General features: G+C 71.6%; 8 protein-coding genes and 1 rRNA gene. 6 read left to right on the plus strand and 3 right to left on the minus strand.

Translation table 11 applies throughout. The features are described from left to right. Nucleotides 1-559 precede the first annotated feature (559 nt). Together ACFYXH_RS16200 and ACFYXH_RS16205 are read left to right on the plus strand one after the other, a co-directional pair. Nucleotides 560-2,665: an asparagine synthase-related protein gene (locus ACFYXH_RS16200; RefSeq protein WP_389562972.1), complete on the plus strand. Its 2,106-nt coding sequence runs from the start codon at nt 560-562 to the stop codon at nt 2,663-2,665. Nucleotides 2,666-3,061: 396 nt separating this feature from the next. Beyond that, entirely contained in the window at nt 3,062-6,259 is a 3,198-nt protein-coding gene (locus ACFYXH_RS16205; protein WP_389562974.1) for a BTAD domain-containing putative transcriptional regulator, read from the plus strand. On the opposite strand, the gene ACFYXH_RS16210 is transcribed toward ACFYXH_RS16205, so the two are convergent. Both ACFYXH_RS16210 and ACFYXH_RS16215 read right to left on the minus strand, forming a co-directional pair. Then, a complete protein-coding gene (locus ACFYXH_RS16210; protein WP_389562976.1) occupies nt 6,246-8,318 on the minus strand; it encodes a sigma-70 family RNA polymerase sigma factor in 2,073 nt (690 codons plus the stop codon). The two genes, ACFYXH_RS16205 and ACFYXH_RS16210, sit on opposite strands and share 14 nt — an antisense overlap. 220 nt (nt 8,319-8,538) lie before the next feature. Continuing rightward, nucleotides 8,539-9,318, minus strand: a complete 780-nt coding sequence (locus ACFYXH_RS16215) for a TetR/AcrR family transcriptional regulator (RefSeq protein ID WP_389562978.1) — start codon at nt 9,316-9,318, stop codon at nt 8,539-8,541. A gap of 326 nt (nt 9,319-9,644) precedes the next feature. Between ACFYXH_RS16215 and ACFYXH_RS16220 the strand changes: the two genes are divergently transcribed. Together ACFYXH_RS16220 and ACFYXH_RS16225 are read left to right on the plus strand one after the other, a co-directional pair. Continuing rightward, complete coding sequence (locus ACFYXH_RS16220) at nt 9,645-11,084, plus strand: NAD(P)/FAD-dependent oxidoreductase (RefSeq protein WP_389562980.1); 1,440 nt, start codon at nt 9,645-9,647, stop codon at nt 11,082-11,084. Nucleotides 11,085-11,202: 118 nt separating this feature from the next. Beyond that, nucleotides 11,203-12,852, plus strand: a complete 1,650-nt coding sequence (locus ACFYXH_RS16225; protein ID WP_389562982.1) for a SpoIIE family protein phosphatase — start codon at nt 11,203-11,205, stop codon at nt 12,850-12,852. A 62-nt stretch (nt 12,853-12,914) separates the two neighbouring features. Here the strand turns inward: ACFYXH_RS16225 and ACFYXH_RS16230 are convergent, their stop codons facing one another. After that, nucleotides 12,915-14,189 (minus strand): MFS transporter, encoded by a 1,275-nt coding sequence (locus ACFYXH_RS16230; RefSeq protein ID WP_389563029.1) that lies wholly within the window; start codon nt 14,187-14,189, stop codon nt 12,915-12,917. A 144-nt stretch (nt 14,190-14,333) separates the two neighbouring features. Between ACFYXH_RS16230 and ACFYXH_RS16235 the strand changes: the two genes are divergently transcribed. Then, complete coding sequence (locus ACFYXH_RS16235; protein ID WP_327324539.1) at nt 14,334-14,909, plus strand: MarR family transcriptional regulator; 576 nt, start codon at nt 14,334-14,336, stop codon at nt 14,907-14,909. Between the two features lie 663 nt (nt 14,910-15,572). Continuing rightward, nucleotides 15,573-15,663: ribosomal RNA gene (locus tag ACFYXH_RS16240) — 16S ribosomal RNA — on the plus strand; the annotation flags it as partial.

Here is a 15,663-nt window from a genome sequence, read left to right on the forward strand (position 1 = left end):
CCGACCGTTAAGGGGCGGTGTTCCGTATGGCGAGATTGTTGTGCGTTGGAGCAGACGATCTGCCGACGGCACCTCGTCGTCGTGCTCCGGGTGTGTGGCTGTGCGCCCGTCCGTGCGCTCTGGCCGCGCTGGTGGGGGAGCGCTTCCATGAGTGCTGCGTGGGTCGGCCCACTGAGTATCGGAACCAGTGGGCTGGGGGATACCGCCGCCTCAATCCCCGCGGGCGGCGGACGGGTCCGGGGGGCGAACAGCGCCTCCCGGACTGTCGTATGCACGGGTGAGGCACACATGTGCGGCACGGAGAATGGCTGAATGCCGACTGTCCTCCATGTCTGTTTTGCTCCCGTCTGAGCGCTGGTCGCTCGCCCCTTCCCTCTCCCGGCCGTCGTCAAATCGCCAATGCCAGGGGCGCGTTCCCTTTTTGCGCGCGCTACCCGGAGCCCCTCCTGTGCGCCGCCTTCGTGGCAGCATGTTCCCGAACGGCTGAGGCCCGAGCGGTTATGGCCCGGTGGTCCGAGGTCCGGTGGGTCTGAGTTTGTCCACAGCCTGTGGAGGCGGCATGCGGTGGTTGGTGGGCTGGAGCAGTATCGCCGCAAACTTCGGTACGGCCGGGGCCGTCGGCACGTCCGACGACGCCGGCACCGTCCACCCCGTCGGTGCCCAACTCCTGTGGGGAGACCCGGATCCGCTCTGGGCGGTCGGCGACTGGCGCCCCGACGAGGTGCGTGTCGTCACCGTTGACCCCTTCACCAAGCTCGCGGTCCTCGGCTGCTGCGCGGCCAGCGACGAGGAGCTGAAGGTGGGGCTCTTCGCGGCGCGCGGCGGGGCGCTGCGGCATCTGACCGCCTGGGCCGGCAGCTACACCGCCGTCGTACAGGTCGGCCGCAGGATCACGATCGCCGGCGACCTGGCCGGGGCGAGACCCGTCTTCTACACGCCGTGGGCGAACGGCACCGCGTACGCCACCGCCGCGCTCCCGCTCGCCGACCTCATCGAAGCGCAGCTGGACATCGGGCACTTGGCGGCACTGCTCGCCTGTCCGGAGACACCGGAAGCGCTGCGCGACTCGACTCCGTACGACGGTGTGAAGCGCATCCCGCCGGGTCACGCGCTGATTCTGCGCGAGGGCTCGCGTGAGATCACCGGGTACGAGCCGGTGGCTTCCCTCGCCGTCGCCGGGCCGCAGATCGAGGCGGAGCGTGCCATCGACGGCGTACGCGACGCACTGATCGAGGCGGTACGGGCCAGGCTCACCGCGCCGCGGCACGCGCCCGAGACGCTGCCGCCGGATCCCGGGCCGGTGCCGGGGATGGGTCCGGCGGAGCGGCGGGCCGCCCGGAGCGGCCGGGCCGGGCCGGCGCCAGGGATCGGCGCGGACCTGTCGGGCGGCAGCGCGTCCGGCACGCTGGCGCTGCTGGCGGCGGGGCTGCCGGGCAGACCGGGCACGGTGCTCGGCCATGGGACGGGAGCGGGCGAGCGGCTGCTGGCGGTCACTTTCAACGACCTGGCCACGGGCGGGCACGAGGACGAACTGGAACGGGCGCGGGCGATCGCCTCCAACCCGCGGCTGCACCATGTGGTGGTCGCGGCGGCGGAGGAGGGGCTGCCGTACGCGAGCCTGGACGCCGGGCCTTTGACGGACGAGCCGGCCCCGTCGCTGATCACCGCGGAACGCCACCGCGGACGGCTGGCCGCGGGCAGCGCGGACCACTTCACGGGGGCGGGCGCGCGGCAGGTGCTTGACGCGCATCCGGCGCGCCTCGCGGACCTGCTGCTGGACCGGCGGCGGCGTCATCTGGTGCGTCCGGTCACGGCGTTGGCACGCGCCGAGGGCCCTTCGCCGCAGTCGCTGTTCATCCCGCTGACGGTGTACCGGGCGGCGCGGCGCCTTGCCCGTACGCCGTACCGCACCGGCCTGGAGACGGCGGCGGACCGGCTGCTGGAAGCGAACCGTCCCGGCCGCGCACTCTCCAACGGTCCGCTGGGCGCGTCGCTCGCCGCCCTGGCCTGGTCGAGGCCGGGTCCTGCGGCGCGCTGGCTGACGGGCGAGGCGCTTGCTGAAGTATCGGTTCGTCTGATGGAGGGGGCGACGCGGCCGACGTCCGTGCAGCGCCCCGGGGAGGCCCGGGCGCGTGCAGCGCTGGCCCGCCACGCGACGGACCAGCGGATCCTGGAGCAGGCGGCGGAGATCCGCAGCCAGCGCCTGCACGCCCCGTTCCTCGACAACCAGGTCGTACGGGCCTGCCGCGACCTCCCTGAATCGCTGCGGGTCCGGCCGGGTGCCCGCGCGGCGATTCTCCGCGCGGTGCTGGCGGGCGCGGGTATCCACGATCTGCCCCCGGGCTGGGGCGCGACGACACACGCTTCGTCGACGGCGGCGGCACGGAAGGGTCTGCGGGTGTCGCTCCCGCACCTGATCGCCTTGTTCGACGCGCCGCTGCTGGCGGACGCCGGCCTGGTCGAGGCCCGGGTGGTCCGCAAGGCGCTGCGCGCGGCGTCGGAGGGCGAACCGGTGCCGCTGGACGGGCTGGCGGACCTGATCTCTACGGAGCTGTGGCTGCGGAGGTTGCTCTCGCGGAGGGGCACGTGCTGGACGGGTACGGCGGCGCCACGCCAGCGGGCGGTGGCGGGAGGGGTCCCGCCGAGGCCGACACTGCGGTCGTAGGGAGCGGGTCGCCTTGCGGCGGGCGGGGCGGGGTCGGGGTGCCCGGTCCTGGGTGGGTGGCCGCGCCCGGGGTCGGTGTGCGGGGGTGCCCGGTCTTGGGTGGGTGGCCGCGCCCGGGGTGCCCGGTCTTGCTGCGGTGGCCGTTTGGGGGCCGCTCCGGGGTTGCGCCGGGACTGCATGATTTACGGCGCGTTGGGGGTGGTCGGAGGGTGACTGTTCCTTGTGCGCCACAAATCACGCTCTACGTCCCGGCTCCACCCGCTGCGCGTCCCCCCGCCCCTGAACGCCGCAGGCCCGCCCGCGCCGAGCGGGTGTGGCCGGGGAACGGCGCCGGGGAGACACCCCCACGCCCCGAACCCCACCGGCTCCACCGCGCCCCCGGTCCACAATGGCCCCGTGCGGTATCTCATCCTCGGCGTCACCGAGGCACGTGACGAGCGCGGCGCCGTCCTGCCCCTCGGCGGGCCGCGGCTCCGGCGGCTGCTTGCCGCGCTCGCTCTGCGGGTCGGCCGCGCCGTGCCCGTCGGCGAGCTCGTCGACGACGTATGGGGCGGCGAGCCACCGCACGACGCCCCCGCCGCCCTCCAGGCCCTCGTGGGACGGCTGCGGCGTGCCCTCGGCAAGGACGCCGTCGAGAGCGCCCCCGGCGGCTACCGTCTCGCCGCTGCCAAGGACGACGTCGACCTGTACGTGTTCGAGCGACTCACCCGCCGGGCCACCGCCGAACTCGCCGAGCCGGAAACCGCCGCCCGCACCCTCCGTACCGCCCTCGCCCTCTGGCGCGGCCCCGCGCTCGCCGATCTGCCCGACGGGGAGCACGCCGCCCGCCCCGAGGCCCAACGGCTCGCCGCGATCCAGCAGCGCATCATGGCCGACCTCGGGCGTGGTGCCACCCAGACCCTCGTACCGGAGTTGCAGGAGCTCACCGCCGCGCACCCGTACCACGAGCCATTTCGCGCGCTGCTCATCCGCGCGCTGCGCGCCGAGGGCCGCCAGGCCGACGCCCTTGTCGCGTACGAGGAGGCCCGCCGCGCACTCGCCGACGGCCTCGGCGCCGACCCCGGGCCCGAACTGGCTTCGCTGTACGGGGAGTTGCTTCAGGCTCCCGCACCGCCCGAGCACCCGCGGAGCCACGGCAATATCCGCCCCCGCCTCACGTCCTTCGTAGGCCGTGACAGCGAACTCCGTGCCATCCGCGCCGACGTGACCCGCTCCCGCCTCGTCACCCTCACCGGCCCAGGCGGGTCGGGGAAGACCCGTCTCGCCGAGGAGGCCGCCCCAGCCGCCGCCCCCCACGGCGCCTGGCTTGTCGAACTCGCACCCCTCGACGACCCCTCCGCCCTGCCCGGCGCCGTGCTGTCCGCGCTCGGTCTGCGTGAGACCACCCTCATCGCCCGCGAGGCCCAGCCCCTGCCCGCCGACCCCACCGACCGGCTGGTCGAGCACCTCGCCCACCGCCCTTTCCTCCTCGTACTCGACAACTGCGAGCATGTCGTCGACGCGGCCGCCCAACTCACCGAGACTCTCCTCACCCACTGCCCCCACCTGCGCATTCTCGCCACCAGCCGGGAACCGTTGGGTGTGCCGGGCGAGTTGGTGCGCCCGGTGGAACCGCTGCCGGATCCGATGGCGCTGCGGCTGCTCGCCGAGCGGGGCGCGGCGGCCAGGCCCGGTTTCCGTATCGACGCCGATGAGGCCACCGCCGCCGCGGCCGCCGAGATCTGCCGTCGTCTCGACGGACTGCCGCTCGCCATCGAACTCGCCGCCGCCCGGGTGCGGATGCTCACCCCGCGCCAGATCGCCGACCGCCTGGACGACCGCTTCCGCCTGCTGACCAGCGGCAGCCGCACCGTACTGCCGCGCCAGCAGACCCTGCGCGCTGTAGTCGACTGGTCCTGGGACCTCCTCGACGACACCGAACGCACCCTCCTGCGCCAACTCGCCGTCTTCGCCGGCGGCTGGGATCTCCCCGCGGCCGAAGCCGTCTGCGACGAAGACGCCGCCACCCACCTCGGCGCACTCGTCGACAAGTCCCTCGTCACCGCCACACCCACCAGCGACGGTGAGATGCGCTACCGGCTGCTGGAGACCATCCACGAGTACGCCACGGAGCGCGCCGCGGAGACCCCGGCCGTACGGGACGCCGCGGCCCGCGCCCACACCGCCCACTTCGCCGCCCTCGTCGAGGAGGCCGAACCGCGCCTGCGCTCCGGCGACCAGCTCCCTTGGATCGGCCGCATCGAAGCCGACCTCGACAACATCCGCGCCGCCGTCCACCGCGCCGTCGTCGAGACCCGCGACGAAGAGACCGCGCTGCGCCTGGTCTTCGGGATGGGCTGGTTCTGGTGGCTGCGCAACTACCGCGGCGAAGGCCTGTCCTGGGTGGAGCGCACCGTACGCCTCGGCCCGGACCCGGTCGACGAGGACGACCCCCGTTACTGGCCCCGGATGCATCTGGTCATGCTGAGGTTCTTCCTCGCCGTGGAGAGCCGACCGGCCGAGATGCTGCGGGAGAATGCCGAGCTGATGGCCCTGCTGCGCCGTGTGCAGGACGCCTTCAGCCGGCCGGGACCGGAAGCCGCCCGCTTCCCCGGACTGCTCTGGCCGATGGCCTCGTACCTCACCGGCGACGCGCAGGAGGTTCGTGAGCTGATGGATGCCGCCGTCGTCAACGCCCGTTCGTACGGCGGCGAGTGGGAGTACGGCGTCACGCTGATGTTCCGCACCCACCTGGTCGTCGACATGCCCGGCGGCATGCCCGGCGTCGACGAGGACCTCGCCGTGCTGCGCGAGGTGAGCCGCCGTGTCGGCGACCGCTGGATGCGCGCGCAGGTGGCGAGCGCGGCGGCCGAGGCGGGAATGATGCGCGGCCGGTACGCGGAGTCCCGCATCGCGTACGAGGAGGCGCTGGCACTCGCCCGCGAGGTCGGTGCATACGCCGAAGCCCCGTTCCTCATTGCCCGCCTCGCCGAGCTCACCTACCGCGCCGGTGACACCGCGGCCGCCGAGAAGGGCTTCGACGAAGCGGCCGAGGAGGCGGAGCGCTACCACGTCCAGGACACCCGCGCCTATGTCTGCATGATGCGCGCGGTCATCGCGCTGGAGCGCGGCGAGATACCCCGGGCCCGCAGCCTGATGGACCAGGCACGCGAACTGAGCGGGCACGGCAGCCCGCCACCACAATTCGCGGCGGTGCTCGACGGTGTGGACGCCGGGATCGCCGCGTACGAGCCGGCGACCGGGCCGGCAGCGGCGCTACAGGGCCTGGCGGCCGCACTCCGCAAGGCGCGAGACGCCCACTGCGCGGAGTTCATCACCGCGCTGCTGGCCGACAGCGCCGCGAGCGTACTCATGCTGAACGGCCAACTCCCGCTCGCCGTCCGGGTCCTGGCCGCCACCGACACCTGGCGCTCGGACAGCCCCCGCTCCGTACCGGAACAGACAGGCGCCGACGAGGTCCGCTCGCGCGCCCGTGCCGAGCTCGGAATCCGGCGCTACGAGAACGAGTGCGCAGCGGGCCGCGCTCTCACCGTCACCCAGGTCATCGACCTCCTTCAGGACGCGGGGGAGCCGGAACCGGTCAGCGGCAGCTGATCTGCGACTGGGCCCAGTCCGCGAGCGCCACCGAATCCAACGGCGTGTGCGGGTCCACGACCAGCCGGATCGTCTTCTGCCCGGCGATCGGCACATGCGCCGGTACGGCCGCGGCTCCGGCGCGCATCACCGGGGACCGCCACAGCCGCCCACCGCCCCCGTACACCGAGAAGCGCACCGCCGCCGGGCCCAGGGTCAGATTGTCGATGCCGACCATCGCGTCAAAGGCGCTGCACTGGCGGTTGAGGTCGATGGTGACGGAGGACGCGGCGTGCACGGTCACCCCGTGCGTGTACCGCGTGCCGCCGATGGACATGCCCCAGCGCTGCCAGAGCCAACTGCTCCGGCCGAGCCGCACCTCGGGCCTGGTGTGGTCGCCGAAGACGCCGTACTCCAGCTGGTTGACCTGGTACACCCGCGGGGCCGGCGGAGGCGGCGGGGTGGGCTTGGGCCTGGGGTCCGGCGTGGACGTCGGCGGGACCGGGGGGTTGGGCTTGGAAGGCGTCGGCGTCGGCTTCGGCTTCGTCGTGGGGTTCGCCGTGGGATTCAGAGGCGTCGGCTTAGGGGACGGCTTGTCCGGAGGCGCGGGCTGCTCAGGCGCGGGCTGCTCCGGCCCGGGCTGCTCCGGCCCGGGCGGGGCCGGAAACTTCGGCTTCGGTGACGGAGTGGGCTTCAGCGGTACGACGGGCTCCTCGGCCGGGGGCTTCGCCTCGTGCTTCGGAGCGGGCTCGGGATCATGGGCGAAGGCCCACATCAGTCCGCCGGCCGCCGCCACGGCCACCGTCGCCGCGATGCCCGCCTTCGCCAGGGCGCCAAGACCCTCCGACGCCGCGGTCCCACCAGCCCCACCGGCCGCGCCCCCGGATGCGCCCGAAGCACCCGAGGCAGCCGAAGCACCCGAGGCGCCCGCGCCCCCCGAGGCACCACCCGCCGCGCCCCCCGAGGCAGCGGCACCAGCTCCCGCCCCCGCAGTGCCGGCGGCCCCGGCCGCCACGAGCCCGGCGGCCTTGAGCGAGTAGCCGGCGGCGAACCAGCCGATGACCGCGACCGGAAGCAGCGCCGGAATCCCGGCGTTGACATGCGCCAGCTCGCGCGCTGCGAGCCGGCACCTCGCGCACTCTTCCAAGTGCTTGCGCAGTCCGCGCTCGGCCCGCATCCGCAGCCCCCCGCGGGAGTACGCCCCCAGCCGGTCGGCGTACCGGGCGCAGTCGCCGCCCGAGGTGAGCGCGGAACTCACATGGGCCTGCAGATATGCCTGCTTGAGGCCCTCGCGCGCCCGGCCGGCCAGTACCGCCGTGGCATTGGCGGTCAGCCCGAAGAGCGGCGCGACCTCGCTCGGTGACTCCTCCTCGACGGTGGTGTGCCAGAGCACCGCCTGCCAGCGCTCGGGCAGCGAGCGGAAGGCCTGCAGGGCCAGCGACTGCTCGGCTTCGTGCATCGCCCGCACATCGGCGCCGAGGCCGAGGGTGCCGTCGCTCGCCGCATCGGAGCTACGGGCGGCCTCCGCGGCGAACACCGCGAAGTCCTCGACCAATTGCTCCCGCCGCGCTGTTTTCATCCAGGCCGCGGCCACCCGCCGGACCGTAGTGAGCAAATACGCCCGTACCGCCTGCTCGGGCCCCGCACCTCCGCGCACCGCCTGCAGCGTCCGCGCGAACACCTCGGCCGTCAGATCGTCGGCGGTGTGCGCGTCCCGGCAGCAGGTGCGCGCGTACCCGCGGACGGCGCCGGAGTGGCGGCGGAACAGTTCCTCGTAGGCGCTGTCGTCGCCCTCCCGCGTGCGCCGGATCAACTCGGCGTCGGACGACGGCAGCTCACGGCGAGGCCGCGGTACGGACTCGAGCCCGGCACCCCCGCGCTGCGGCGGTACGGTGCATTCCTCCGGGCCACCCGCGGCAGGCCCTGGCGCTCCGGCCGGACCGGAAGTACCACCAGGGCTTTTGGGCACACCCGAAGACCTACCGGGCCCGGCCTGGCTCGGCACCTGTCGAGAGGGCAGACCGGCCGAATCCGAACCGCCCGTACCACCGAGTGACTCGTCCCGACCGTCACTGCTCATCGCGGAAGCCCCCGTAAGCACCCTCGGACCCAAACACCGGGCCAGAGTGCCACAGAGTGCCAGTTCATCTAACCCTTATGTCCGGCAACCACTCATCCGGGGAGACTTCCCGAACCCAGCACCACCCACCGCTTGTTCGGTGAAGACACATCGGTGAAGGCGCAAACCGACCCCACGCAGCAGTCAGTTGGTGACGTCGGCCGATGCTGGTCGGTGCCGATCAGGCCGTCCGTGACCGCAGCCCCTCCAGCAGAATGTCCAGCAGCCGTGCCGAGGCCGCCGCCTGCTGCGCCGCGTCCGGCAGCGCCGGCGCAGCCGTGGCTATCACCAGCAGAACGTCCGCCACGGTCACATCGCCGCGCAGCTCACCCGCCGCCCGTGCCCGGTCGACCAGTTGCCCCACGACTTCCAGCAGGTCAGTCGCGGCCGTGTCGTCCTGCTCCTCCGCGGGCACCGGAGACGGCTCGACCACCCGCAGTTCGGCCGGTGCGCCGACCCGCTGGTGCGGCACCCGCGCCTCGCCCGCCACGACGGCCGTCGTCGGCTCCTCGGAGTCCACGCCCACCCGCAGCACCTGCGGCGGCAGCAGCCGGCCCGCACCCGATGCCACCGACGTACGCAGGAAGCGGGAGAGCGCCGACCACGGCTCCTCCTCCTGCCCCAGAGCCGCACGCGCCTGCTCGGTCAGCCGGGAGGTCTCCTCCTCGGCTATCCGGCGCACCAGAACGTCCTTGCTCGGGAAGCGCCGGTACACGGTCCCGACTCCGACCCTGGCCCGGCGCGCCACGTCCTCCATCGGCGCCCCGTAGCCCAGCTCGCCGAATACCTCGCGAGCCGCCCGCAGTACATGCTCGAGATTGCGCTGTGCGTCCACACGAAGTGGCGCCGAGCGGCTGGCCCCGCCCGATCCCACTCGTCCATTACCGCCGTTGCCACCGTTCCCGTCAGCGACCGAAGCCGGTGAGACAGCAGCCTGCCAATGCGAATCTTGAATGGTCATACACGTTCCCCCGGTCATGGTGTCTCCCCCCGGAGACTTCCCCGCCCTGTCTGTCGGGCGTGCCACGACCGGACACCCCGACGAGGTACGAACATAGTTGAGCCAGGGTCAATTCAGAAGAGGGTAGTTCCGCACGGAGCGCCCCCCGATCGGAGCAAGGGCCGGAAGATTCCCGATTACGCCCCCCTGCGCCACCCCCCTCGTAGCCCCTGACCTGCGCACCTTCCCCAACACTCGGGGTCCGGCCCCGGCCGGGTCGCTCAAAGCCTCCGGTCACACAATTTGCCGGGGCTGTGGACAAACGCCTGAGGCCGTTGCGTCATGGGATGGTGAAGGCTGCTAACTTCCGGGGCACGACCCCGGGCCCCCCGCCGGGCACGCGCATTCTCGTCGTCGGCGGCGGCTACGTCGGGATGTACACCGCGCTGCGCCTCCAGAAGCAACTGAAGCAGGAGCTGGCGCGCGGCGAGGCGGAGATCGTGGTGGTCACGCCAGACCCCTATATGACGTATCAGCCCTTCCTCCCGGAAGCGGCCGCCGGCTCCATCTCCCCACGCCATGTGGTGGTCCCTCTCCGCCTCGTGCTCGACAGATGCAAGATCCTCATCGGCGAGGTCAAGGCTGTCGACCACGCCAAGCGCACCGCGACCGTCATCACTCTCGCCACCGCCGAGGAGGGCACGGGCGGCGTGCAGATCACGTACGACGAACTCGTCATCGCACCCGGCTCCATCTCCCGCACCCTCCCGATCCCCGGCCTCGCCGACTACGCCATCGGCTTCAAGACCGTCGAGGAAGCCATCGGCCTGCGCAATCACGTCATCGAGCAGATGGACATCGCCTCCTCCACCCGCGACCCGGCGATCCGCGACGCCGCCCTCACCTTCGTCTTCGTCGGCGGCGGCTACGCCGGCGTCGAAGCACTCGGCGAGCTGGAGGACATGGCCCGCTACGCCACGCGCTACTACCACAACGTCAAGCCCGAGGACCTGAAATGGATCCTCGTCGAGGCCACCAACCGCATCCTCCCCGAGGTCGGCGCGGAGATGGGCAAGTACGCGATCCGCGAGCTGCGCGCCCGCAATATCGACGTACGCCTCGAGACCCGGCTGGACTCCTGCGCGGACCGCGTGGCCGTCCTCAGCGACGGCAGCCGCTTCCCGACGCGCACCGTGGTGTGGACGGCGGGTGTCAGGCCGTCGCCGCTCCTCGCCGCCACCGATCTGCCGCTCAATGAGCGTGGCCGCCTCGCCTGCACCGCCCGGCTCTCCGTTGCCGGTGTCGAGCACGCCTGGTCGGCCGGCGACACCGCGGCCGTCCCCGACATCACTTCCGACGAGCCCGGCAAGGAGTGCGCGCCCAACGCCCAGCACGCGGTGCGCCAGACCAAGGTCCTCGCCGAGAACATCGTCGCGTCGCTGCGCGGCGAACCCCTCAAGGAATACGCACACAAGTACGTCGGATCCGTTGCCTCCCTCGGCCTCCACAGGGGCGTCGCGCATGTCTACGGCCGTAAGCTCAAGGGCTATCCGGCCTGGCTGATGCACCGCGTCTACCACCTCAGCCGGGTTCCCACCTTCAACCGCAAGGCCCGCGTCCTCGCCGAGTGGACCCTCTCCGGGCTCTTCAAACGGGAGATCGTCTCCCTCGGCTCGCTGGAACACCCGCGCGCCGAATTCGAACTCGCCGCAGGCGGCAAACGCCCGGGACACGGCCCCCATGGCGCACCGAAGGACCGGCCGCACAGCGGCCCCGGAGGGACCTAGACAAGGCTGGGACAGCGACGGCTGTCAGTCCGGTCGGTCACACTGGACGTGTGACCATAGGTGGGCTCACACCTGCACAGAGTGACCCTTGGCGACAAGCATTGAGGCTAGAAAGTCAGTGAACTTCACGCGTTGGAGCCCAAGGCTCCCCGGTACGCAGCGTCGCGCCGAAGCGCGGGGGACCGACCACGCGGTCTCCCCGGCACAGCGAGGGGAAGGCTCCGTGCCTGCGGCCCGCGGCGAGTACGAGCACCAGCCGGAGCCCCTGCCCGACGTCCCCGCCCTCGAGGACTTCTCCGTCCAGGAGATCCTCGGCCGTCTCCCCGCCCTGGTCGTCCTCGTATACGGACCCGAGCACCGCATCGCGTACGTCAACGACGCCTACGCCGCAGCCTTCGGCCCCCGCCCGGCCGGCGCGACCGCCGCCGACACCTGCCCCGAGCTCACCGAGCTGGGCCTGCTCCCGCTCATGGACCAGGTGCTGCGCAGCGGCAAGCCCCGTACGGTCAAATCCCGCAAGGTCCGCGGCCATGGCTCGTACACCGTCACCTGCCTGCCCGCCGAGAGCCTCAAGGACGGCGGGGGAGTCCTCGTCTTCGCCGCCGACGTCACCGACCACGCGGAGGCCGCCGAACGGCTGCGCGCCAGCGAGCGGCGCCACCGCGAGACCGCGGTCACCCTCCAGCGGTCTCTGCTCCCGCAGGAGCTGGAGCAGCCCGACGATCTGTGCATCGCCGCCACGTACCAGCCGGGCGGCACGGACGCCGCGGTCGGCGGCGACTGGTACGACGTGATCACCCTCGGCGCCGGCCGCACCGCGCTCGTCATCGGCGACGTCATGGGCCGCGGTGTGCGCGCGGCCGCCGTCATGGGCCAGCTCCGCACCGCCGTACGGGCCTATGCCCGCCTCGACCTGCCTCCGCACGAGGTGCTCCAACTGCTCGACGGCCTCGCCGCCGAGATCGACGCCAGCCAGATCGCCACCTGCGTCTACGCCGTCCACGACCCCAACGAAGGCCGGCTCGTCTATGCCTCGGCGGGCCACCTCCCGGTCCTGGTCCGCGACGAGGACGGCACGGTCCGCCGCGCAGAGGACCCGACGGGCCCCCCGCTCGGCACCGGCGGCTGGCTGCACACCTCGGGCACCATCGCCCTCCCGCCGGGCTCCAGCGCTGTCCTCTATACGGACGGTCTGATCGAGCGGCGCGGCGAGGACATCGACGAAGGGGTCGCCGCGCTCGAGCGCGCGCTCTCCGGTGCGACCGGCACTCCGCAGGTCGTCTGCGACCGGCTGATCCGCTCCCTGGGAGTCACCGCCGAACACGACGACGACGTGGCCGTACTGGTCGTCCAGCACCCCACGCGTACGGGCCCGGCGGCCGAGCTCTTCCACAACGCCGCCCTCGAACTGCTCGGCGGAGTCGAGGCGGCCCCGCGCGCCCGCGCCTTCGCCTCCGGAGTGCTGGCCTCCTGGCGCTTCTCGCCCGAGCTCCACGACCTGGGCGTACTGGCCGCGAGCGAACTGGTCGCCAACTCCCTCCAGCACGGCACCCCGCCCATGCGCCTCAGACTCCGCCGCACCGACCGCCGCCTGATCATCGAGGTGACGGACGGCGACGACCATCTGCCGCGCCGCCGCCGCGCGGAAACGGAGGACGAGGCGGGCCGCGGGATTTCCATCGTCGCGACGATCGCCTCGTCCTGGGGGAGCCGCCGTACGCCGGGCGGCGGCAAAGCGGTCTGGTGCGAGTTCGCCCTGCCCGCTTAGCCCGCGGAGCGGCCGACGGACAGCTTGGTCGGCGGACCGGTTGGCCGGCGGACCGCGCAGGCCTAGGCAGCGGCCTCCAGCTGCTCGGACGGCTTGTGCTGAGCCACCACGCGCGACTTCGACGCGAGATGGGGCTGGTTCTGTACGGGCGTGAGCTGCTTACCCAGCCGCAGCGCCAGCGCAGTGATGCCGAGTGAGAAGAGCACAAAGGTCACGATGTACGGCCCGTGCAGCGCGGCCCCCATCGGCCCGCCCACGGCCGGCCCGACCGCCAGCGCGAGCTGCTTGACCAGCGCGAAAGCGGCGTTGTACTGCCCGACCATCGACTCCGGCGCCAGATCGGCGACAAGCGGCGCGACGGTCGGCGACAGCATCGCCTCACCGAGCCCGAACAGGCCGTACGCGGATACGAACGCGGCCGTCGCCATCGCCTGGCTGCCGTGCCCGAGCCCCGCGTATCCCGCCGTGACCCAGGCGAGGGCCCAGATCAGCCCGACAGTGGCGATCACCCGGCTGCGCCTGCGGCGCTCGACGAACCTCAGCACCACGAACTGCGCGACCACGATTACCGCGGTGTTGGCGGCCAGCGCCGTCCCGAGGGTCGCGGGCTCGATCCCGGCGGCCTCGGTGCCGTATGCGGCCAGGCCCGACTCGAACTGTCCGTAGCAGGCGAAGAAGAGGACGAACCCGAGCACGCACAGCTGCACCATGGCCCGGTGACCGAGCAGCGCGCGCATCCCGCCCTTGGCCTTGGCCTCGGTGTTCTCGGGCCGCGCCTCCTGGAGCGAGAACGAGCGCGGCAGTCGCACACTCAGCACGATCCCCGCGAGCACCAGGAACATCACGGCCTCGATGCCGAACAGCAGGGTGAAGCTGCCCGGCCGGCTTTCGTCGACGATGTGCCCGCCGATCAGACCGCCGATGCCGAGCCCCAGGTTCTGCAGGAAGAACTGCATGGCGAAGGCGCGCGTACGGGTCGAGGTGTTCGAGCACCAGACGATCATCGTCGCGAGCGCCGGCTGCATCACGGCCGTACCGGCGCCCAGCAGCGCGGCGGACAGCACGACGGTCGGCGCACTGTTCGCCAGCCCCATGCTCGCCGCGCCGGCGGAGGCCAGCAGCGCGGCCCCCGTCAACACGGGCAGCGGCCCGCGGCGGTCGATGATCCGCCCGGTGAAGGGCAGGGCGACGAGCGCGGCCATCGCAAAGACCGCGAGGACGGCACCGGCCGTCGCCGCGCCCAGATCCCGCACCTGCGCCACATAGACGTACAGATACGGAACCGTGAAGCCGAGTCCGAACGCGCTCAGCGCGTTCCCCGCCTGAATCCGGCGCATCGCCGCGCCCGCCGCCCTGGTCACACTCACCCACTCATGGTCTTGAAGGACTGAAGCCTGAAGACTTCAACACTAAAGTTAGAACCTCAACAATACACAGCGAAGGACTTCAACGCCAACGGGCTCCATGCGATACTTCGGCGCATGCCTACCGCGACCCCTGAGGGCCCCGAGTCGCCCGGCTCCGGTCTCCAGGAGCCCAGCCTCGACGAGCAGATCGCCGCCTATCAGCGAGAGTTCGGCGACCTGGATCCCCAGGTCGAGAAGGTCGTCTCGGCACTCGGCCGGCTCAACCGCCGGATGAACGTGGCGTACGGCCGCCAGGTCGCCGCACTCGGCATCAGCAATGCCGAGTGGGAGGTCCTGAAGACCCTGGTGCTCGCGGGCTCCCCCTATCGAATGGGCCCGGGTGAGCTCGCCAAGCGGCTCGGCCTCACTCCGGCCGCGATGACCCACCGCATCGACCGCATGGCGGGCGAGGGCCTGGTCACGCGCGACCGCGACGAGAACAACCGGGTGCGGGTGATCGTGGAGCTGACGGACGAGGGCCGTACGAAGTGGCTCGAGGCGATGCGCATGGCGACGCACTTCGAGGAGGACCTGCTCCAGGACCTCTCGGCGGAGGAGCGGGGCGTGCTCGGCGAGCTCCTGATCCGCGTCCTGCGCCGCGTGGAACACGCCCAGCCGGACGCCGGCGGCCGCCTCACCGACCTGGACTAGCGACCGGGTGAACGGCGGGTGGGGCGGAGTTGACACACCCTTCACCGGTACGTAAGGTTCTTCGAGTTGTCACGGAGCCGGAACGGTTCTGCGGCAGCCACTCCCGCCGCGAATGCGGCAACCAAACTCAGCACGATCTCCCAGCCGGGATGAATTTCGCATGCCGAAATTCATTTCGAGGACTCGATTATGAGTCGCCTGAGAAATCCGCTAGAGTTTGAGCGTCGGAACGGCCCAACAGCCGGAAAGACAAATCCCGCTGACTGGGAGTCAGGCCCGAAAGGATCTGATAGAGTCGGAACCGCCGGAAAGCCGAAAGGCCGGAAAGCGAACCCCGCTCCGACGGGGAATCGGACACGAAAGAGTCTGATAGAGTCGGAAACGCAAGACCGAAGGGAAGCGCCCGGAGGAAAGCCTCAGACAATGTTCTGCGGGTGAGTACAAAGGAAGCGTCCGTTCCTTGAGAACTCAACAGCGTGCCAAAAGTCAACGCCAGATATGTTGATACCCCGGCCTGTTTCGGCAGGTTCGAGGTTCCTTTGAAAGTCCTGCTGCTGCTCTGCAGTGGCAGGCAATGACACAGCGAGGACGCTGTGAACAGTCGGTCTTATTCCGACCGTCTGTTCCGCTCTAAGTGGTGTTGATCCCGATCACGGGAAAACATTCATGGAGAGTTTGATCCTGGCTCAGGACGAACGCTGGCGGCGTGCTTAACACATGCAAGTCGAACGATGAAGCCCTTCGGGGTGGATTA

Origin of the sequence: Streptomyces sp. NPDC002730, from assembly GCF_042888805.1 — a bacterium.
Lineage (GTDB): Bacteria > Actinomycetota > Actinomycetes > Streptomycetales > Streptomycetaceae > Streptomyces.

Excerpts from the sequence above, each read along its gene's own strand:
- ACFYXH_RS16200 (WP_389562972.1), top strand. The coding sequence starts at position 560 with ATGCGGTGGTTGGTGGGCTGGAGCAGTATCGCCGCAAACTTCGGTACG.
- ACFYXH_RS16210 (WP_389562976.1), bottom strand. The coding sequence starts at position 8,318 with ATGAGCAGTGACGGTCGGGACGAGTCACTCGGTGGTACGGGCGGTTCG.
- ACFYXH_RS16215 (WP_389562978.1), bottom strand. The coding sequence starts at position 9,318 with ATGACCATTCAAGATTCGCATTGGCAGGCTGCTGTCTCACCGGCTTCG.
- ACFYXH_RS16220 (WP_389562980.1), top strand. The coding sequence starts at position 9,645 with ATGGTGAAGGCTGCTAACTTCCGGGGCACGACCCCGGGCCCCCCGCCG.
- ACFYXH_RS16230 (WP_389563029.1), bottom strand. The coding sequence starts at position 14,189 with ATGCGCCGGATTCAGGCGGGGAACGCGCTGAGCGCGTTCGGACTCGGC.
- ACFYXH_RS16235 (WP_327324539.1), top strand. The coding sequence starts at position 14,334 with ATGCCTACCGCGACCCCTGAGGGCCCCGAGTCGCCCGGCTCCGGTCTC.